The organism is Paenibacillus sp. N3/727 (genome assembly GCF_022637315.1).
Classification (GTDB): Bacteria; Bacillota; Bacilli; order Paenibacillales; family Paenibacillaceae; genus Paenibacillus_AQ; species Paenibacillus_AQ uliginis.
Map to the genome: position 1 here is coordinate 4,262,178 of NZ_CP093336.1, position 19,288 is coordinate 4,281,465.

The window sequence follows — 19,288 nt, forward strand, 5'->3', positions numbered from 1 at the left end:
ATCATTATGTTCGTTTAAGCCATCTCTGCATAAATCCTTTGATTCCCGTAAGGGGGCCGGATTCCGGCGGAGCTGCCGGAACAGCCAGGTAACGCAGTGCAAGCCGCTGTATATCGCGGGACGCTTCACACCTAGGAAAAGCAAGAGAAAACGGAACCTGACGTTTGACGGATTTCACAACATATGGATCGTCCGTAACATATCCCAGCATCTTAATGTCCAAATCCAGAAAACGGTGTGCTGTTAAAAGGATCTTGTCCGATGCCTGGCGGGCTTCTGTTTCGTCTCCAGCTCGGTTCACAACCAGAGTAAACGGTACTTCCGGATCACTTCCATGAACGACCTTGATCAAAGCGTAAGCGTCAGTGATCGACGTCGGTTCCGGTGTGGTCACAACCAGGCATTGGTCAGCAGATGTTATAAATTTCATGTTCTCTTTGGACAATCCGGCGCCAGTATCGAATAAGATGTAATCCATTTCAGATGAGATAAGTTCGATTTGAGATACAAAATAATTCAGATCATCCTCTGATAAGGAGATCATATCGGCTATTCCCGAGCCGCCGGCTATGTAAGGAAGCCCTTCTGGTCCATATTGGATAACATCGTGAATACTCTTTTCTTTTCGCAGTACGTGATAAAGGCTAAATCGGGAGGACACCCCCATTAGAACATCAATATTTGCCATGCCGATATCGGCATCAAACACAAGCACCTTCCGCCCCAAAGATCTGAGTGTTAGTGCAAAGTTTAGTGTGAAATTGGACTTTCCAACACCACCTTTACCACTCGTAATCGTTATGATTTGGGCTGTTTTTTTGGAGGAACCCGCAGAGCGATTCGGCACTTTAGCAGACACCAGCTGTCTGAGAGATTGTGCCTGATCTGTCATGTCCGCAATTCTCCAAGTAGCATCCGGGAAAGCATCGTTGTATCAGGCATTAACAGATCGTCAGGCACATTTTGACCATTCGTCATGTAAGACACCTTTAATGGGTGTGCATTCAACAGATTGAACAGTGGACCACAGCTTCCGGTTTCATCCAGCTTGGTGAAAATCACCTTATCCAGTCCGAACTTGCTGAAGTGATCTGTAATTTCAACCATATCACTGCTTTTGGATGTCAGACTAAGTACAAGATAAGTTTCACTATGATCTGATGGTGCCATTAGACTCTGCAATTCAGAGACCAGAAGTTCGTTGCGGTAATTGCGCCCCGCTGTGTCCATCAAAATCAAATCGCAATCTTCCAGACGATGCATCGCCCGCTGCATATCACCAGGAGACTGTACCACCTCAAGCGGCACATTTAATATGGACGCATATGTTCTTAGTTGATCTACAGCTGAAATGCGATAGGTGTCGGATGTTATAAAGCCTACCTTACGCTGGTACTTGAACAATTGCTCTGCCGCCAGCTTGGCTATTGTTGTCGTCTTGCCCACGCCGGTCGGCCCTGCAATATAAACAATCCGGGTAGCTCTCTGTATACCGCCACCGAACCGCCCCTCCAAAAATGACTCCATCTGGCGATAGATGGACGCACGCAGCTGCTCATCAGATAAAGTCTTATTGCTTGCCACCCATTCATCCATCGCGTTGTTCAGCCAGACTTCCGACAGTTGATCAGTTAGATCCTGTCTCATCAACTGTTCCCGAATGCTTTCGAGTGACTCCGGAAGCTCCGGATTGACCAGATTTTGACGGGAAAGACGGGCAATCCACTCCTTCATCTCTCGGAGCTCATCAAGCATCTTCTGTTCTGCGCTGTTTCTCGCTTCAGACTGTGACACTGGATCAGCTGAAGCTGGTACCGGAATTGCGGATTCTGCTGATTCACGCTCATATGCACTGATGAGAGGCTGCTCACTCAGTTCAGCGGGCTGTTGTCCGCCAGCTGCAGCCTGCGCTAAAGCTGCGGCAAAATCCACCGCAGCCCGCTCTCGATTGGACATCTGCTCAGAATGATCAAACGCTTTTTCCGAATCGCCTGGTACACCCAGCCTGTTCGGTCCTGCAGGCTGGGTGCTTACGGCTGTCTTCTTATACACCTGCGGAACTGAATTTCTTGGAACTTGAACCGATGGTGTGCCAGGCTTGTCTTGGTTCGATTTGTCTTCTTTATCTAGAGCAGCGATGACTTCGATCTTTTTTTTGGTGAATATCCCCATAAAGCCGCCTACTTTAATCTCCTTCGAGCTGAGAATTACCGCATCACTACCGAGTTCATTCCGAATGTGCTGCATAGCCTCTGGCATTGTATCGACGATAAATCGTTTCACTCTCATAAGTTCACCACTCCGACGCTCTGAATTTCGACATTAGGCTCAAGCTCGCTGTAAGAGAGTACCGGAATGTCCTGCATACTGCGTTCAATAACCTGTCGCAGATACATCCGGATAGCTGGAGAAGTTAACAGCACAGGCTGTTGACCCATCTGAATCAGCCGGTTTACCTGTTCGCTCAGCTTTTGGAAAATACTCTGAGTCGACACGGGGTCCATCGCAATATAGGTTCCCTGATCGGTCTGCTGTACACTTTCTGCAATTTTTTTCTCCAAAGCCGGACCCACCGTAATGACCCGCATCGCCTCTCCTTCCGGAGCATACTGTTGTGTAATCTGGCGTGAGAGAGCTTGTCTAACGTATTCGGTAAGCACATCAGGATCCTTCGAATAATGCCCGTAATCAGCAAGACTTTCAAAAATAGTTACCAAATCCCGAATCGAAATTTTCTCCTTCAGCAACTTGGCCAGCACTTTCTGTACATCCCCGATGGTGAGAACGGAAGGAATAAGCTCATCGACAAGGACAGGGTAGCTTTCCCGAATATTGTCGACCAGCGTTTTTGTTTCCTGGCGTCCAATTAATTCGTGAGCATGTCTCTTAATCAATTCCGTCAAATGCGTAGCAACTACAGAAGGCGGATCCACTACCGTATACCCAGCCAATTCTGCGCGCTCCTTCGCAGTCTCATCAATCCATAGTGCAGGAAGACCAAATGCAGGTTCTGTTGTTTCAATACCGGTTACTAACTCGTCCTCGTATCCGGGACTCATGGCAAGATAGTGATTTAATAATAATTCACCACCGCCGACAGCATTCCCTTTAATTTTTATGACGTATTCGTTCGGTTTTAGTTGAATATTGTCGCGAATACGAATGACAGGTACTACAAGTCCTAATTCAAGTGCGCACTGTCTGCGTATCATAATGATCCTATCGAGCAGGTCTCCGCCTTGCTGTGTATCTGCAAGTGGTATAAGCCCGTATCCAAACTCGAATTCGATAGGGTCGACTTGAAGCAGATTGATGACGCTCTCCGGACTGCGGACTTCCTCGATCTGCTGTTCCTCCTCCAATTGCTCAACCTCCACCTGCTTCCGTTCCAATTTACTCTGCATACTTCTTGCAGAAAGGAATAGAAGAACAGCGATCGGAAGTGTTGTAATGAAATGGATCGGGGTGAACAGACCAAGAAACGTCACAGTCACTGCAACGATGTACAAGAGTTTTGGGTATGACAATAGCTGTCCTGTCAAATCATCAGACAAATTACCTTCTGACGAAGCACGTGTGACAATAAGACCTGCAGCCGTCGAAATTAAGAGAGCTGGAATCTGGCTTACCAGACCATCACCGATCGTCAAGATCGAGTATGTGCTCATTGCATCAGTGAAAGACATACCGTGAATGGAAATACCGATAATAAATCCACCAATCAGGTTGATCAAAAGGATAATGATCGAAGCAATGGCATCACCTTTAACAAATTTACTGGCACCGTCCATGGCGCCGTAAAAGTCGGCCTCTCTTTCTACCTTCCGCCGGCGCTCACGAGCCTGGGTCTCATTAATCATACCGGCGTTTAGATCAGCATCAATGCTCATCTGCTTACCCGGCATTGCATCGAGTGTGAATCTTGCCGCTACTTCGGCAACCCGCTCTGATCCCTTTGTAATAACGATGAACTGAACTACAACGAGGATGAGGAAAACGATGAATCCTATCGCAATCTCTCCCCCGGCAATCCAGCTGCCGAAAGTAGCGACAACTTCACCCGCTTCTCCTTTTGACAAAATGAGCTTTGTTGTAGAGATGTTCAATGACAGTCGGAACAGTGTTGTTATTAACAGCAACGAAGGAAAAATGGAAAACTCGAGTGCTTCCTTCGTATTCATTGCCACGAGTAATATCATAAGCGCCAATGAGATGTTAATAATAAGCAATACGTCCAATAGCCATATAGGGATCGGAAGAATCATCATAAGTACGATGCCGATGACACCCGCTAGAACAGATATTTCTTTTATTTTCACTGCTGTCGGCCTCCGATCCCTAGTTATTTCGCTTTACCTTTTAATTTGTATACATACGCCAGCACTTCGGCTACTGCCTGGAACAGATCACCAGGGATCGTGTCCCCGATTTCCGCTCTTTGGTAGAGTGCACGTGCCAGCGGTTTATTTTCCATTGTAATAACGCCATTTTTCTTGGCGATTTCCTTAATTCGCAGTGCCATATAATCCTGTCCCTTGGCAATAATCTGCGGTGCCTCCATGGAGGATCCATCATACTTTAGCGCTACCGCAAAGTGAGTCGGGTTCGTGATGATTACATCGGCCTTTGGAACTTCCTGCATCATTCGCTGAAGTGCCATGCGCCGTTGACGTTCACGAATCTTCCCTTTAATAAGCGGATCGCCTTCTATTTTCTTATACTCGTCTTTTATATCTTGCTTGGACATACGAATGTTTTTTGCATGTTCATATATCTTATAAATGTAATCAAGTACTCCCAGAATAATCAGTCCGACTGCGATTTTGATTCCAAGGGACAATGTCACGTCAGCCGTAAAATGAAAGATGGCTTCCGGGCTCATTAAAGACAAAGAAGACAATCCTTGTCTTGCACCCCAGAGCGAGGTATAGACCAGATAACTGATTATAGTCAGCTTGAAGATCGATTTAAAAAACTCAACCAACGATCGCATCGACGCTATATTTTTAAACCCTTTGATCGGATCAATTTTACTGAATTTCATCTTCAAAGGGTCTCCCGTTAAAAGAAAACCGACCTGTACGTAATTTATGGCGAGTGCGATAACAAACACAACGATAAACAGCGGGGCAAGCAGCAACAAAATTTGTATTCCGTATTCCCCCAGCAGCATGATCGTATTTTCCTTCGTAACATCCATGGTAAGACGATTCAGATATACGTCTGTAAACAGCCGAACGATGTGATCCCTGATATATCCGCCGAACATCATGAAGCATAAAAAAGCGGCCATCAAAACGGATGAGCCAGACAGTTCCGTACTCTTGGCAATCTGCCCTTTTTTACGGGTGTCCTGCTTCTTTTTGGGCGTAGCCTTTTCAGTCTTTTCACCAGAGAACAGCTGCAGGTCCACTCGGTACTTCAAGGTCACCCCTACCACTCCTAACTTCATTACGCCGGCTTACTGCCAATCACGCCCAACAGTTTCTGCAGAGCTTCGAACATTTCGGCGAACAAATGTTCAAACAAAGCTACTAGTCCTGGCATAAGCAGCAAGAGCAAAACTAAGCCTACTATCATTTTCAAGATGATACCGATGACAAACACGTTAAACTGAGGCGCCGTTCTCGCCAGAAACCCGAGACCGACGTCGGTAAGAAACAGTGCTGCCGCAATGGGCGCAGACATTTGGAGTGCCATTACGAACGAATTGGCAAATGTGGTAATCAGAAACTCAGTCACACTGCCGTCCTGTATTTTGGAGAATACATTGCCCGTAATCGGCATCCACTCATAGCTGTACATAATGGCATCCAGCAGAAAATGATGTCCGTTCATGCTTAGAAATACAAGAATTGCCAGCATGTACTTGAAATTGCCGATAAGCGGTGTAGAAACACCAGTAAGAGGGTCAATCACATTCGCCATACTGAAACCGATCTGAATATCGATCAGTGCTCCTGCCGTTTGAACGACCGCCATCATCAAAAAAGCGGTAAATCCAAGAAGCAATCCTACCAGAACCTCCTGAATGATCAGTAGTACGTACGACATATCTTGTGCGACCGTCTGGCCAAGGCCAAAGGTCAGAAACACAAGAACAGAAACCATGAAGGAAATCCCTATTTTATATGGTGCTGGAACACCACGAGCCGAATAGATCGGCGCTACAACAAAAAATGATGTAATTCGACAAAAAATAAGCATAAAGACAGGAATACTTTGTTCCAACCATTCCATGAACACTCAGCCTATCCGATATATTTGTAGAGATTGCCCAAAATGCCACTAGCAAAATCCACAAGTGTAGTTAATATCCAAGGGCCAAACAGCAGCAGTGTGAGCAGGACAATAATAATCTTAGGTACAAAGGCAAGCGTTTGCTCTTGGATTTGCGTCGTTGCTTGAAAAATACTGATGACTAATCCCACGACCAGCGCGAGCACAAGCATCGGCGAACTTACTTTCAACACGATATATACCGCTTGTCCCGCTAGACCGATAATAAACTCAGCACTCACGGTGAGTCCTCCTGTATTGAAATACTTGCCGTTACGGATTGAAGCTCATTAACATCGACTTCACAACCAGGTACCATCCATCAACTAGAACGAACAGCAAAATTTTGAACGGCAGTGAGATCATGACGGGCGGCAGCATCATCATACCCATAGCCATTAAGACACTCGCTACAACGATATCTATGACTAAGAATGGTATAAAGATCATAAAGCCCATTTGAAAACCGGTCTTAAGTTCGCTTATAGCAAATGACGGCACTAACACCGTTAGCGGAATATCCTGATAGTTGTCTGGTTTTTCCGCTCCGGTGTATTTCATAAACAGCAGCAGATCTTTTTCCCGGGTGTGCGAGAACATAAATTCCTTCATGGGCTCTTGAGCTTTATCAAGCGCCTCCGTTTGGGTGAGCTCTCCCTTGAGATACGGTTGCAGCGCAACATCGTTCATGGTAGAGAAGGTCGGTGCCATAACAAACAGCGTTAAAAATAACGACAAACCGATTAGCACCTGATTCGGAGGTGTCTGTTGTGTGCCCAGAGATGTCCGTACGAAACCTAAAACGATAATAATCCGGGTAAAACTCGTCATCAGGACAAGAATTGCGGGAGCCAAGCTGAGTATCGTGATTAATAGAATTAGAGAAAGTGCGCTCGTACCTGGCTTGTCCCCATTGCCGCCGATTTGAATATCGATGTTCGGTATCGGATCCGCCCAGGCCGAAGTGGCCAGGACCAGTCCCATCAGCATAATCACCGTGACAGTAATTGCGATCTTTTTATTCATGAATCTTTATGATCCTCCCGCAGCAATTCTTCCACCTTTTGTTTCCGATTGGGTACGCTGCGAAGCTTGGATTCGAATACCTCATGAAAAGATGATGTATCCTCAAGCTCGATATCCTCAGACGTCTGTTCCTTACGAAACCTGGCCGCAAGCTTACCAATGAACGGTGGCAGCGTTCCCGATTTCAAGCCGTACTCCTGTTCGAACGAAGCCTGAATCAGAGCAACTTCAGCCGGATCGGAAATTTTGTCAATAAGCGAGACATCTTCACCAACACCGATCAGGTAGATACTGCCTCCCACCTCAACTAACTGTATGGATTTGTTAGGGCCAACTCCAACCGCACCGAGTGTCCGGATGGAACGGCCCTGCATCCAACTCTGATTTTTTCGGCCCAAAAACCGGATCAGAAACACAATGGCTGTAATGATAATGGCAAGCACGATAAAAACATAAAAAAGTTGAAGATAATACCCCGACGTATCCGATCCTATTCCCTCTGAAGCTGCTATCATAAAAAGACTTCCTTTAGACGCCAAGCGTTTTATTTATAGCTTCAATAACACGATCCGATTGGAAAGGCTTCACGATAAAGTCCTTCGCTCCAGCTTGAATAGCGTCGATAACCATAGCTTGCTGTCCCATAGCGGAGCACATAATAACTTTTGCATTCGGATCAGTCTTTTTGATTTCCTTCAGAGCGGCAATTCCGTCCATTTCAGGCATCGTAATATCCATCGTAATCAGATCCGGACGCAGTTCTTTAAATTTCTCGATCGCTTGAGCTCCATCTTGAGCTTCTCCAACAACCTCAAATCCGTTTTTAGTCAAAATATCACGGATCATCATTCTCATAAATGCAGCATCATCCACAATCAGAATTCGGTTAGCCATTGATTAAAAATCCTCCCTAAATTTGTGCTATTGTAATTTTTGTATTCGGTCCCATTGACTTACGATATCCGTAACCCGAACGCCGAAGTTTTCGTCAATAACGACAACTTCGCCTTTAGCGACGAGTTTGTGGTTCACAAGGATGTCTACTGGCTCGCCGGCAAGCTTGTCCAGCTCAATGATCGATCCTTGAGATAATTCCAGGATATCCTTAATTTGCTTCTGGGTCCTTCCTAATTCTACGGTGACTTTAAGGGGAATGTCCATCAGTAAGTTCAGATTGTTTTCATCCACCTGAGTGTACGGTGCATTTTGCAGGTTACTAAATTGCACAGGTTGTACATTTACATTACGATTTGGTATTCCACCATACTGCTGCGGTGCCTGTGGATAAGGCATCTGCGGTTGCCCGTACGGCATTTGCGGCATTTGCGGCAATCCAGCTCCGCCCGGCATTCCTTGGTTATACCCATACCCCTGGTCCTGCGGATATCCTTGCTGCGGAGGCATTTGCTGCATTGGCACTTGCTGTTGCATCGGCGCCTGCTCTTGCTGAGACATTTGCTGAGGAGCTGTCTCCTTTACCGGTACTTCAACAGTAGCTGCAGGTTCATCAACAGCAGGCTCCTCTGTTCCGTTAATCAGCGTATTAACCATGTCCTTGGCAAACTCGATTGGAAGAAGCTGCATGATCGTTGAATCAATCAGATCACCAATGATGAGCCGGAAAGATATTTTAATTAGCGTCTCATCGACAGGCAAGTTGTTTATCCCATCACCACTAGACATATTGAGAATATCGATCCCCGGAGGAGATATGTTTACGAACCTGTTAAAAATCGTAGACATACTCGTTGCAGATGAACCCATCATCTGATTCATCGCTTCTTGAACCGCACTGATATGAATCTCGTTCAGCTCTTCTTCCTGAGGATTTCCCTCTCCACCTAGCATCAAGTCTGCAATAACTTGGGCATCACGGGTCTTGATAACAAGTGAGTTAATCCCCTCAAATCCATCAACATAAGTGACGTGAACCGCCACATGAGGCTTGGGAAACTCTTCTTCAAACTGACTTCTGGAAATGATAGACACTCTTGGTGTTGTAATATCCACTTTCTTACCCAGCAATGTTGAAAGGGCCGTAGCCGCACTGCCAAACGTGATATTACCGATTTCACCTAATGCATCCTGCTCCAATGGTGTCAAAACATCATCAACGCTTACCACCGAAGGAGAGGAGGTTGATGCCATTTCAGTCTGTTTTAAGAGGGCATCGATTTCTTCCTGGGATAAATAATCTTTACTCGTCAAGTTCTTCAGCTCCTTCGCTGATGATTTCGTCGATCTGTACGGCGACTCGGTCCTTCATCGTACCTGGGCTGCCTATATATTTCAGCTTATCCCCCACTTTAATGGCCAGGCCATCATGAACGGGTTTATTCAGGGAAATAACATCGCCGACACTCAACCCCAAAAATTCAGAGACCGTAAGCTTGGACTCTCCAAGCTCCGCTATGATCGGCAGTTTTGCTTTGCTTACCCGCTGCTTTAATGCATCCACCTCTTCAGGCACCCGAGTCTTCTTCTCGGAAATAAACCACTGATGGGCAGACAGCTTCGACATGATTGGCTCAAGGACAACATGAGGAATACACAGATTTATCATTCCGGTAGTATCGCCGATTTTGGTGCTTAGCGATATAAGAGCAATCGTCTCGTTCGGAGATACGATTTGCATAAACTGTGGATTCGTCTCAAGCGCCTCCAGACGAGGCGAAATATCCAACACCGTCTTCCAAGCTTCCTGCAGGCTTTCAAAAGCTCTGCTAAAGATGCGCTCAATAATAATCGTTTCAATTTCGGTTAGTGCATTAATTTTTGTCGGAGCATTCCCCGTACCGCCGAGAAGGCGATCCAGCATGGCATAAGCGATATTCGGATGAACCTCAAGCACCATACGCCCAACAAGCGGCTCTGCTTCAAAAATATTGAGAACCGTCATTTTGGGGATTGAGCGGATAAACTCATCATAAGGCAGCTGCTCAACCTGAACGACACTAATTTGTACAAAAGTGCGTAGCTGAGCCGAAAAATAGGTCGTTAAATAACGCGCAAAATTTTCATGTATTCGAGTCAAGCTGCGGATATGATCCTTGGAAAAACGCACCGCTCTCTTAAAGTCATAGGAGCGGATTCTTTTCTGGGTTTCTTCCTTTTTCAGTTCTTCTGCGTCCATTTCGCCGGAAGAGAGAGCGGCCAGCAAGGCATCAATCTCATTTTGCGATAAAACATCAACCATCATCTCACCCCCCTACGTAATCCAAGTTCCCGCCTATAAAGGTGCAACTAACTTATTCGTAATTTCAATATGTATTAATTGTCCGTTAGGCAGTGTTTTGTTAATCTGATCTAACAGTCTTTCTGTAAATTGTTCCGTTGCTTTAGAATCCTTTAAATTTTCTGGCTTGGTGTCAGCCAGTGTCTTGATGATGATTGGTTTGACTTTAATTTCCTTGATTTTGTCAAAATCCTCTTTGGCCTTTTTGTTTCTAAGCTGAAAAGAAAAACTCATAGCTGCAATATAATCAGGATCCGCCAGATTTGTCTTCACATCAATGATTTCTGCAGTCACTTCGACAATCTCATCAGCAGAAAGTACTGGCGTTGGGGCCGGCGCGGCAATCGCACCCGATTCGTCCTTGCCTAGCATTTTGTCCGATAGTAAAAATACCGCTAATACGATTAATGTAATGGAGAGCATTATCGTAACTAACCAGGGAAGCATCTTTTTCATGAAGGTTCCTCCATCTGCTGCACTTTAATAGTAGCTTGGTATACTCCGACTTCACGATGATACGTTTTGACAGATGCGATTACTTCCTTCGCCTTCTCCAAAACGATCAACCTTTTACCTGTAGTTAAAGTAATGTAAGTGTCAGGAGTCTCTTCAATCATTTCAATCAAAAGCGCATTCAGCCATATTTGCGAACCATTTAACCTCGTTACCGAAATCATTGACAGCCTCCTTAATCATTGGGGAGGGCTGAGCCTCCCCTAGTCATTCTTTAACGTTACCGTTTCAAATTGACGACTTCCTGAAGTATTTCATCTGAGGTTGTAATAATTCGCGAGTTTGATTGGAATCCGCGTTGTGCCACAATCATCTCCGTAAACTCGCCTGTCAGATCTACGTTTGACATCTCAAGTTGTCCTGCGATAATCGCTCCTGTACCTGCCTCTACGTTGTTAGCCGGGAACCCTTCGATCTCGCCGTCTGCATCACCGCCAAGCGCATTTGGAGTAACACGGTACAAGTTTCCGCCAATCTTCTCAAGACCTTCCGGATTCACAACTTTGGCAAGACCGATCTGAATCGGATCATCAGCGTCTCCACCTTGTGTCACGATCGATCCGTCCTGTCCAATGGAGAAGCCCGTTACATCCTCACCGATAGTAATGATTTCGCCCTCAACATCAAGCACAAACATGCCGTCGGAAGTGACCAGATTGCGGTTGCCGTCAACATGAAAATCACCGGCTCTGGTCAAGAAAGGAACTTCTTGTTCTTCAGACATCTTAACCATAAAAAATCCGTCACCGTCGATTCGAAGATCTGTCGGTTTGTTTGTCGTTTGCGCACTGCCTGGTGTGTGAACCGTGTCAATAGAGCCCACTGTAGTGCCCAAACCAATTTGCTTGGCATTCACTCCGCCTTGTGTATCCGAAGGAGCTGTCGCACCGGAAACCGTCTGACTTAAAATGTCTTTAAACATGACACGACCGGCCTTAAAACCTACCGTATTAACGTTTGCGATGTTGTTACCGATTACGTCCAGCTTAGTCTGGAATCCTCTCATACCGGAAACGCCCGAATACATGGATCTTAACATTGATTTTCCTCCTTATGATTGAGCCGCGTCAGTCGATCGGCGGCCACTTGGCTTCCTTTACGGGCCAGCCAATTGTTATGAAATAATGACGGCGCTATCGATTTGAGTAAACACATTGTCTTTCATCGCCTGATCATCCATTGCGGTTACTACAGTCCGGTTAGGTACATTTACGATTAAAGCCATATCCTTCATTAATATCAGTGATTCTTTACTTCCTTTGGCTGCCGCTTTCTCAATAGCAGAGTGAATTTGAGTGAGCTGATCACCCTTAATCTCAATTCCTCGCTGTTCCAGTCGTTTGGCTGCATGGTTACTAAATTTAAGAAGATTTTCTTTTAAAAGCTCCTTAAACTTACCCGGCTGCGCATTGGAAGGCGTTATCGAACTGTTACGATCCCGCTGAAGGGCCGTAGGATGTATATTTCCAGGATAAAGCTGTCCAATGGTCATTCGATCACTCATGGTGTTGCCCCCTCGCTCTCTTCACCGCTTTGCTGAGAAGGCTCTGAAGATTCAGCCGGAGCATCCGGTTCCGTTGAAGGAACTTCTGGTTCTGTTGAAGGAACTTCTGGCTCTATTTCAGGAGTTTCTCCGGTTTCCGGATTTTCGGTCTCCGGACTTTCAGGTTCCGGTACATTATTTTCGATTTGCGTAATGTATTCCAATGCCACTTCGTCCTTGCCAATTCTGACAAATTGTATTCCGTCACGAATAAGAACGGAATCGACAACTCCACTTTTCACCACGGTCTGCCCACTATTGCCTTCCGCATATTCAACCCAGCTTACTTTCTTGCCGATCAAGCTCGACACCGCTCCGAGTGATTGTCTCATGTCCGTTAATTGGGAAGAAATGTTCATCAACTGCTCCAGTGATGTGAACTGTGCCATCTGTGCTATGAATTCCTTATCTTCCATTGGTTGCATTGGATCCTGATACCTTAGCTGCGTAATAAGAATGCTTAAAAACTGATCTTTCCCCAGCGTCTGTCCATCGTCCGTGCCGGCCTTGCTCACATTTCCTTTGGAATAGTTGGGCCAGACATTGCGATTAACATAATCTACAGCCATTTCTATTTCACCTCCCTGCACCTATATTTTTGCAGTAAATGTGCCGCCGTGGCCCTGCTCCTCGTCTGCCTCCCGCTCAGCCAACCATTCATTCCATTCTTCGGTTATGGCTGCTGCTGCGATGGTGTCATCGGATGGTACATCCTTTTCTCTGGAGCGTCGGTTTGGATCCTGTTGACCAGATCCCGGTTGCCGCCCGTCCTGATAGAACTGGGATGATGATGACTGGCTGCTTTGTGTTACTTCCAGCTTCTCCACCTGAAGACCTTGCCCTTGAAGTGCGGAGCGTAATTGTGACATTTGCTGGTCCAACAGTTCCCTGGCATCGGAATTTCGAGTCATAAACTGGGCGATCAATTGCCCGTTTTGCATGGTAATTTTAATATCTACCTGACCCAGATGTTCAGGATTCAATGATATTCTGGCCTCGGTAAAGCCTTGAAGTTTGACAAACTCCAGCTTGTTCACGACCAGGTTGGTCATTTCCTTAGCAAACTGTTCTACAGGTACCGGCTGTGCCATCGGTTTAACAGGTGCTGTAGTGCCCGTTCGAAGTGCCAGCTGCCCCGCTGTGATCATATTAGCATCCGGTTCCGTGATAGAAGCACCCTTGCCCTCAGCTGATTCCTCGGTTAAAGTTCCTTCTTTCACTTGATCTGTCACTTTTACAGTAGTCTCCGATACTTTCGCAGTTTCTGAAGCCGGTTTTATGTTGATCGGAAGTTCTTTCTTATCCACAGCTGCTGCCGTTTCGCCATCCACCTGGGTTAATACTGGGGTTGTTGCCCGGGTCTGACCATCAGAAGCTTCTTTGGCTGCTCCTTTTCCATTCTCAGTCATTAATGCCTGAAAGGATTGTACCAGCTGTACAAGCTGAGGCTTGGACTGTTCACTTGAAGGCAAACTTTTAAGCATATCACCTAGCTGCGTAAGAACATCCTGTACTGCAAAACGTACCGTTTCCGGATTCGAAGCAAGCGGTGATAGTGTCTGAACTTCACCTTCAGTAAGCTGTTGCTGATCTGCCACTTGCCCCTGACCCTGTACCCCGTTAAGCATTGCTAACGCCTGCATTAGCCAGACTTGAATTTCTTTTAGCAGTGAAGGATCCTTTTTTAACGCCTCTTCCAGCTTCTCAAGATCTTTCAGAAGAAACATAAGAATTAATCCAAGGTCAAGAGAATTTTCCTGTTCATGACTTGCTGCTGGGCCAACCAATTCCTTAGAAGCTGCATTTTCACCCTCGGATGGAGCAGGCAAATCTTTCAGCATTTGAACAGATGCGTTTAACATGAAAGCCGCCATATCCTTGACTGGAACAGTAGGCGTTCCTGCATTCGACATTTGATGAACCAAAGTCTGTCCAAACGTATTTCCTTCCGTCATGGTTCCTGTTGTCGTTTTTCCGCTGTCCGCCGTCTTTCCTCCAGATGCTGCCGCGGCATTCTTCGATGTAGCCATGTTTTGAAAAATTAGTGTCATTGTTTTCTCACCTCCTTTCATATAGAAGAAACATAACAGAAGTGATTATTTGGATCCCATCAGCCGATTCAGAATTTTCGCTGCTTGTTCCGGGCTTTTGGTGGACATCGCATTCAAAATTTGTGCTCGTGTTCCATCATCAACCGTATTCAGAATCGTGATAGCTTTAGATTGGCTAATTTTGTAAGTTTGCAACAGAAGATCGGCTGCTTTATCAGGTGCCATTTGGGAAAATGTTTTGCTCAACTGGGCTTTATCCAGGTTGTCCGTCGTTTTTAACGTATCTTTTTCTTTGTCTTTCTTATCCCGAGATTTCTGGGCAGCGAGGGCCAGATCTTCCGTCGACTTCGCTTCTTTGAGTATCATCGTCGCGTCAGCTGCTATTTTAGGATCCATCTTTTCCAGAATGGCAACTCGTTTCGAACTTTTCATTTCGCTAAGCATCAGCACCATTTCTTCTGTTGTCAGATTTTGCATGATCGGTGCCGCTTTGCTTGGACTCATGTTGGCATACATCTTAGCCAAATCGCGTATTTGCTCAATGTAAGGATCTTCTGCTGGTTCTTCGACAGATGCTGCTGATTGATTTTGCATATCTTCGATCTGTGTCTCGAGCTGATTCGCTTTGGTCTCCTGGGCTGTCTTCTGCTCTGACATTTCTTTCAAAGACTCCTCTTTCTCTTCCAGTTGTTTCTTTAATTCTTGGATCGTTGCCTCAACACTTTCTTCTTGATCCTTGATATCCTTCAGCTTTTGTTCTTCAGGTGTTAGTTTCGGATCAGGTATCCAATCCTTAACAATCGGTATTTTGTTGGCAACATCCAATACTCCGTTCCGGACATTAACATTGAACAGGGTCAACAGAACCCCGACCAATACAATCGTAAAAATAATCGGTATTAAAAAAAGCAGTATCCGTTCAAATCCTCCGTTTGATTCCTCATTATCTATCGGTATATCCTTGCGTGCCACTCTCTACTCCTCCTTTGCGGGCTTACCCAGCGGTAGTTCAAACTTAGCGGGCGTTGATGGCAAAACGAACCGTCGCCATTTCATCCAGCTCGTTTTGTTCCCGTAGGAGACTTTCTTGCCGGAACTTTTCTTTCGATTTATCTCTAGCTTTCAGCCATACTTTTTCATCCAGCATTTTTTCAGTCAAATGCTCTTGCTTCTTGTTTACGTTGACATGCGCCAACTGGATATCATCCTGCTTCTTCACGATGCATGACTCCAAATATTCCACATATATTCCAATATTCCGAATTTCGGCTACCGGCGCACAACGGCAGGCAGCTTCCTGCTGAGCTTCAAACATTTGCTCCCGCATTTCAAAAAGATCACTCAGACTTTTTTCTTCCGCTTGGAGCTTGCCGATCGCGGACGATAGCATCCATTCCGCTTGTGTCTTCTCATTGCTTTTTAAATCCACAATTTTCTGGAATGCGTAGTGAAATTTCATCTTTCAGTCGTCATCTCCTTGAAAACTCGGATATCAAGCGTTCCTGCACTTCGCTCAATGTCACTTTTTCGTTCACTTTCTGCTTCGTAAACTCCCAGATGCTCTGGATGTAATCTATCGATTCATCGATATCTGGATTTGAACCCTGCTGGTACGCACCAATGTTGATCAAATCCTCCGAATCTTTGTACACGGCCATTAATCTTTTTATGTTCTCTGCCGCTTCGATCTGGTCCTCAGGTGCGATGTCCTTCATCACCCGGCTAATACTTGCCAGGACATCGATTGCAGGAAAATGTCCCTTGTTGGCAATGCTTCGATTAAGTACGATATGTCCATCCAATATCCCTCGCACCGCATCCGCGATAGGCTCGTTCATATCATCCCCATCTACCAATACGGTGTAAAAAGCAGTAATAGATCCTGTTGGGCCTGTTCCCGCTCTTTCGAGCAGCTTCGGCAGATTAGCGAATACAGACGGTGTATACCCGCGCATCGCAGGCGGTTCTCCTACAGCCAGTCCGACTTCACGCTGCGCCATGGCGTACCGTGTTACTGAATCCATCATCAGCATCACGTTCAAACCACGATCCCGGAAATACTCGGCAATCGTCGTCGCAATCAATGCTCCCTTAATCCGTATGAGTGCCGGTTGGTCAGATGTTGCGACGATTACTACGGAACGCTGAAGTCCTTCCGGTCCCAGATCCCGTTCTATAAAATCGAGAACCTCTCTGCCCCGCTCACCGATCAAGGCAATCACGTTTACATCAGCGGAAGTGTTTCTTGCGATCATGCCCATGAGTGTACTTTTACCTACACCTGAGCCAGCGAAGATTCCTACACGCTGGCCTTTACCTATCGTCAGAAGTCCGTCTATCGCCCGGACACCGATACTTATTGGTTCCAGCACCCGCGGTCTGTTTAGTGGGTTTTGCGGTATGTTGTTTGTTGCGCTGTAAGGCATTCTGGCCGGTATGAGTGAACCGTCCAGCGGCTGGCCTAAACCATCCAGCACTTTTCCAAGTAGCTCCGAGCCTACCTGAACGCTAAGGGGCTTGCCTGTTCCAACGACATCACATCCCGGTCCGATAGAGTGCAGTTCACCAAGAGGCATGAGCAGCACTTTATTGTCCCGGAACCCTACAACTTCTGCTTGAAGCGGCTTGGACTGTTTACTTGGATAGATATAACAAACCTCTCCGACGCTGGCGTCCGGCCCTTCCGATTCAACCATGAGGCCGATAACTTGTGTGACCTTACCGTTGATCCGAACGGGATCAATATGTTTTAAGTGATCTTTGTAACGGCCGCTGTCAAGCTTCTTCATCTTGATTTCTCCGTTCCTCATCATCGAGTGATATCCGCATTAGCTCTTTCTTGATTTCTGCGAGCTGAGTATCGATCCGCGCGTCTACGCTGCCGAATGAGGAACGAATTACACATCCCCTGTCATTAACCGTTGCATCCGGCAGTATTTGCAGTTCCGCCTGTGAATCCACAGCCATTGCCAATTCCTCTCGGGCAGCATGCACAAATGCGAAATGTGACGGAGAAACGCACAGTGATATAATCCCCTTCTCCCGTTTCCGAGTCAGGTTCTTCCTGATAAGCTCCAGCATATAATCGGCTTTCACAGTTAACTGCCGGTCGAGTACTTTCTCAGCAATTGCACAGCTTAGATCTACCAGAAACGGTTCCGCTTCCTGAATCAGCTCTTCCTTCGACTCATAGGCTTGCTGAAGAAGTGTTCTTGCTTCTTCAGTCGTCTGTTCCATAATTTCTTTCATTTCCAATTCGGATTTTGCCGTGCCCTCATCGTAACCTTGTCTGAAGCCCTCAGACTTCAGCGCTTCTGCAAGATCCTCATCCTGGCTTCTCCGCTCTTCCCACCAAGCTGCGATTTGAGCCTGAGCATCAGCAATCAGCTTCTCGGCTTCCTCTGAAGCCTCCCGGATTTGCCGTTCCGCGAATTCCTGCGCATCCTTGAGCATTTCTCCCCTAATCTTTTCCGCTTCTATAATGGTCTGATGAACACCTGGTTCAGCGGGCTGCATTATTTCAGCGGCATCCTCTTCCTCGACAGCTGGTGCATAGTGGCGGGCCAAATCCAACTCTTTCAAGACATCCATCGGCATGTATTGGGACGATTTGATCAAGTTAGACAATAATGTCATCTCCTCCGCCGCGAGCGATAATCACTTCGCCAGCCTCCTCAAGTCTCCGGATCGTGCTTACGATACGCGTTTGAGCTTCCTCCACGTCACGCAGCCGTACCGGTCCCATGTATTCCATCTCTTCTCTGAATGTCTCGGCCATTCTTTTGGACATATTGCGGAAAATAACGTCCCGAACTTCCTCACTTGCCACTTTAAGCGCAAGCTGCAAATCTGCGTTATCAATATCACGGATAATCCGCTGAATGGAACGGTTGTCCACGTTAACGATGTCTTCAAAGACAAACATCCGTTTCTTAATTTCTTCAGCAAGCTCCGGATCCTGGATTTCCAGGGCATCCAAGATCGTACGTTCCGTACCGCGGTCAACCCCGTTAAGGATTTGAACGATGGATTCGATGCCTCCGGCGCTGGTGTAATCCTGTGTAACCGTGGCTGAAAGTTTCTGCTCCAGCACTCTTTCCACCTGTGAGATGACCTCAGGCGAGGTACTATCCATCACAGCCACACGGCGTGCAACTTCAGCCTGCTTTTCTTGTGGAAGCGAAGAGAGAATGGCTGCTGCTTGCTCGAACTGCAGGTAAGAAAGCACAAGCGCAATCGTTTGAGCATTTTCATTTTGGATAAAGTTTAATATCTGGCTTGGATCCGCCTTCCTTGCAAAATCGAACGGCCGTACTTGCAGGGTAGCCGTCAATCGGTTAATAACCTCCATAGCCTTTTGCTGGCCTAGGGCTTTCTCCAATATTTCTTTCGCGTAATTAATACCACCCTGCGTTATATACTCCTGAGCCAGACAGATCTGATGGAATTCAGACATAATAAGTTCTTTTTCGCCACTATCCACCTTACGCACATTGGCTATTTCCAGCGTCAGTTGTTCTATCTCTTCTTCTCTTAAATGCTTGAATATTTGAGCAGACACTTCAGGTCCCAGCGTTATTAATAAAATTGCCGCTTTCTGGCGTCCGCTTAACATTTGGTTATTTCCTCTGGCCAATTGGT

Annotated in this window: 22 protein-coding genes; all 22 read right to left on the reverse strand. The window is 46.2% G+C overall.

The window, feature by feature from the left end; all coding sequences use genetic code 11:
- Positions 1-4 precede the first annotated feature (4 nt).
- The 22 genes from MNQ98_RS19595 to fliG all read right to left on the reverse strand — a co-directional run bounded on the left by MNQ98_RS19595 (position 5) and on the right by fliG (position 19,283).
- Complete coding sequence (locus MNQ98_RS19595; RefSeq protein ID WP_208918868.1) at positions 5-892, reverse strand: MinD/ParA family protein; 888 nt, start codon at positions 890-892, stop codon at positions 5-7.
- Positions 889-2,289, reverse strand: coding sequence for a flagellar biosynthesis GTPase FlhF (gene flhF / locus MNQ98_RS19600; RefSeq protein ID WP_241929754.1), 1,401 nt, complete (start codon positions 2,287-2,289; stop codon positions 889-891). The genes MNQ98_RS19595 and flhF overlap by 4 nt, the downstream gene beginning before the upstream one ends.
- Positions 2,286-4,319, reverse strand: a complete 2,034-nt coding sequence (gene flhA, locus MNQ98_RS19605) for a flagellar biosynthesis protein FlhA (RefSeq protein WP_241929755.1) — start codon at positions 4,317-4,319, stop codon at positions 2,286-2,288. The genes flhF and flhA overlap by 4 nt, the downstream gene beginning before the upstream one ends.
- 23 nt (positions 4,320-4,342) lie before the next feature.
- The gene (gene flhB / locus MNQ98_RS19610) at positions 4,343-5,431 is read right to left on the reverse strand and encodes a flagellar biosynthesis protein FlhB (RefSeq protein ID WP_481856653.1); all 1,089 of its coding nucleotides are present in this window, start codon (positions 5,429-5,431) and stop codon (positions 4,343-4,345) included.
- A 20-nt stretch (positions 5,432-5,451) separates the two neighbouring features.
- Positions 5,452-6,240: a flagellar biosynthetic protein FliR gene (gene fliR / locus MNQ98_RS19615; protein WP_241929757.1), complete on the reverse strand. Its 789-nt coding sequence runs from the start codon at positions 6,238-6,240 to the stop codon at positions 5,452-5,454.
- A gap of 11 nt (positions 6,241-6,251) precedes the next feature.
- On the reverse strand, positions 6,252-6,521 hold the full coding sequence (gene fliQ, locus MNQ98_RS19620) for a flagellar biosynthesis protein FliQ (RefSeq protein WP_208918863.1): 270 nt from the start codon (positions 6,519-6,521) through the stop codon (positions 6,252-6,254).
- A gap of 31 nt (positions 6,522-6,552) precedes the next feature.
- A complete protein-coding gene (gene fliP / locus MNQ98_RS19625) occupies positions 6,553-7,305 on the reverse strand; it encodes a flagellar type III secretion system pore protein FliP (protein WP_241929758.1) in 753 nt (250 codons plus the stop codon).
- Positions 7,302-7,820: a FliO/MopB family protein gene (locus MNQ98_RS19630; protein ID WP_208918861.1), complete on the reverse strand. Its 519-nt coding sequence runs from the start codon at positions 7,818-7,820 to the stop codon at positions 7,302-7,304. The genes fliP and MNQ98_RS19630 overlap by 4 nt, the downstream gene beginning before the upstream one ends.
- Positions 7,821-7,833: 13 nt before the next feature.
- The gene (locus MNQ98_RS19635) at positions 7,834-8,199 is read right to left on the reverse strand and encodes a response regulator (protein WP_046679006.1); all 366 of its coding nucleotides are present in this window, start codon (positions 8,197-8,199) and stop codon (positions 7,834-7,836) included.
- A 27-nt stretch (positions 8,200-8,226) separates the two neighbouring features.
- Entirely contained in the window at positions 8,227-9,513 is a 1,287-nt protein-coding gene (gene fliY / locus MNQ98_RS19640) for a flagellar motor switch phosphatase FliY (RefSeq protein ID WP_241929759.1), read from the reverse strand.
- Positions 9,503-10,501 (reverse strand): flagellar motor switch protein FliM, encoded by a 999-nt coding sequence (gene fliM, locus MNQ98_RS19645; RefSeq protein ID WP_208920193.1) that lies wholly within the window; start codon positions 10,499-10,501, stop codon positions 9,503-9,505. The genes fliY and fliM overlap by 11 nt, the downstream gene beginning before the upstream one ends.
- Positions 10,502-10,534: 33 nt before the next feature.
- Positions 10,535-10,996 carry a flagellar basal body-associated FliL family protein gene (locus MNQ98_RS19650; protein ID WP_241929760.1) on the reverse strand — a complete coding sequence of 154 codons (462 nt, stop codon included), beginning with the start codon at positions 10,994-10,996 and terminating at the stop codon, positions 10,535-10,537.
- Positions 10,993-11,217, reverse strand: a complete 225-nt coding sequence (locus tag MNQ98_RS19655) for a flagellar FlbD family protein (protein ID WP_208918858.1) — start codon at positions 11,215-11,217, stop codon at positions 10,993-10,995. Before MNQ98_RS19655 ends, MNQ98_RS19650 begins: the two co-directional genes overlap by 4 nt.
- Before the next feature lie 56 nt (positions 11,218-11,273).
- Positions 11,274-12,092: a flagellar basal body rod protein FlgG gene (gene flgG / locus MNQ98_RS19660; RefSeq protein ID WP_241929761.1), complete on the reverse strand. Its 819-nt coding sequence runs from the start codon at positions 12,090-12,092 to the stop codon at positions 11,274-11,276.
- A gap of 75 nt (positions 12,093-12,167) precedes the next feature.
- Positions 12,168-12,557 carry a TIGR02530 family flagellar biosynthesis protein gene (locus MNQ98_RS19665; protein ID WP_208918856.1) on the reverse strand — a complete coding sequence of 130 codons (390 nt, stop codon included), beginning with the start codon at positions 12,555-12,557 and terminating at the stop codon, positions 12,168-12,170.
- Positions 12,554-13,165: a flagellar hook capping FlgD N-terminal domain-containing protein gene (locus tag MNQ98_RS19670; RefSeq protein WP_241929762.1), complete on the reverse strand. Its 612-nt coding sequence runs from the start codon at positions 13,163-13,165 to the stop codon at positions 12,554-12,556. The genes MNQ98_RS19665 and MNQ98_RS19670 overlap by 4 nt, the downstream gene beginning before the upstream one ends.
- A gap of 21 nt (positions 13,166-13,186) precedes the next feature.
- A complete protein-coding gene (locus MNQ98_RS19675) occupies positions 13,187-14,647 on the reverse strand; it encodes a flagellar hook-length control protein FliK (RefSeq protein ID WP_241929763.1) in 1,461 nt (486 codons plus the stop codon).
- A 45-nt stretch (positions 14,648-14,692) separates the two neighbouring features.
- The gene (locus tag MNQ98_RS19680) at positions 14,693-15,619 is read right to left on the reverse strand and encodes a MotE family protein (protein ID WP_241929764.1); all 927 of its coding nucleotides are present in this window, start codon (positions 15,617-15,619) and stop codon (positions 14,693-14,695) included.
- A gap of 43 nt (positions 15,620-15,662) precedes the next feature.
- The gene (gene fliJ, locus MNQ98_RS19685; RefSeq protein ID WP_241929765.1) at positions 15,663-16,106 is read right to left on the reverse strand and encodes a flagellar export protein FliJ; all 444 of its coding nucleotides are present in this window, start codon (positions 16,104-16,106) and stop codon (positions 15,663-15,665) included.
- Positions 16,107-16,116: 10 nt separating this feature from the next.
- Positions 16,117-17,436 carry a flagellar protein export ATPase FliI gene (gene fliI, locus MNQ98_RS19690; RefSeq protein ID WP_208918851.1) on the reverse strand — a complete coding sequence of 440 codons (1,320 nt, stop codon included), beginning with the start codon at positions 17,434-17,436 and terminating at the stop codon, positions 16,117-16,119.
- Positions 17,423-18,274 (reverse strand): FliH/SctL family protein, encoded by an 852-nt coding sequence (locus MNQ98_RS19695; RefSeq protein WP_241929766.1) that lies wholly within the window; start codon positions 18,272-18,274, stop codon positions 17,423-17,425. Before MNQ98_RS19695 ends, fliI begins: the two co-directional genes overlap by 14 nt.
- Positions 18,267-19,283, reverse strand: a complete 1,017-nt coding sequence (fliG, locus tag MNQ98_RS19700; protein WP_208918849.1) for a flagellar motor switch protein FliG — start codon at positions 19,281-19,283, stop codon at positions 18,267-18,269. Before fliG ends, MNQ98_RS19695 begins: the two co-directional genes overlap by 8 nt.
- Between the last annotated feature and the right edge of the window lie 5 nt (positions 19,284-19,288).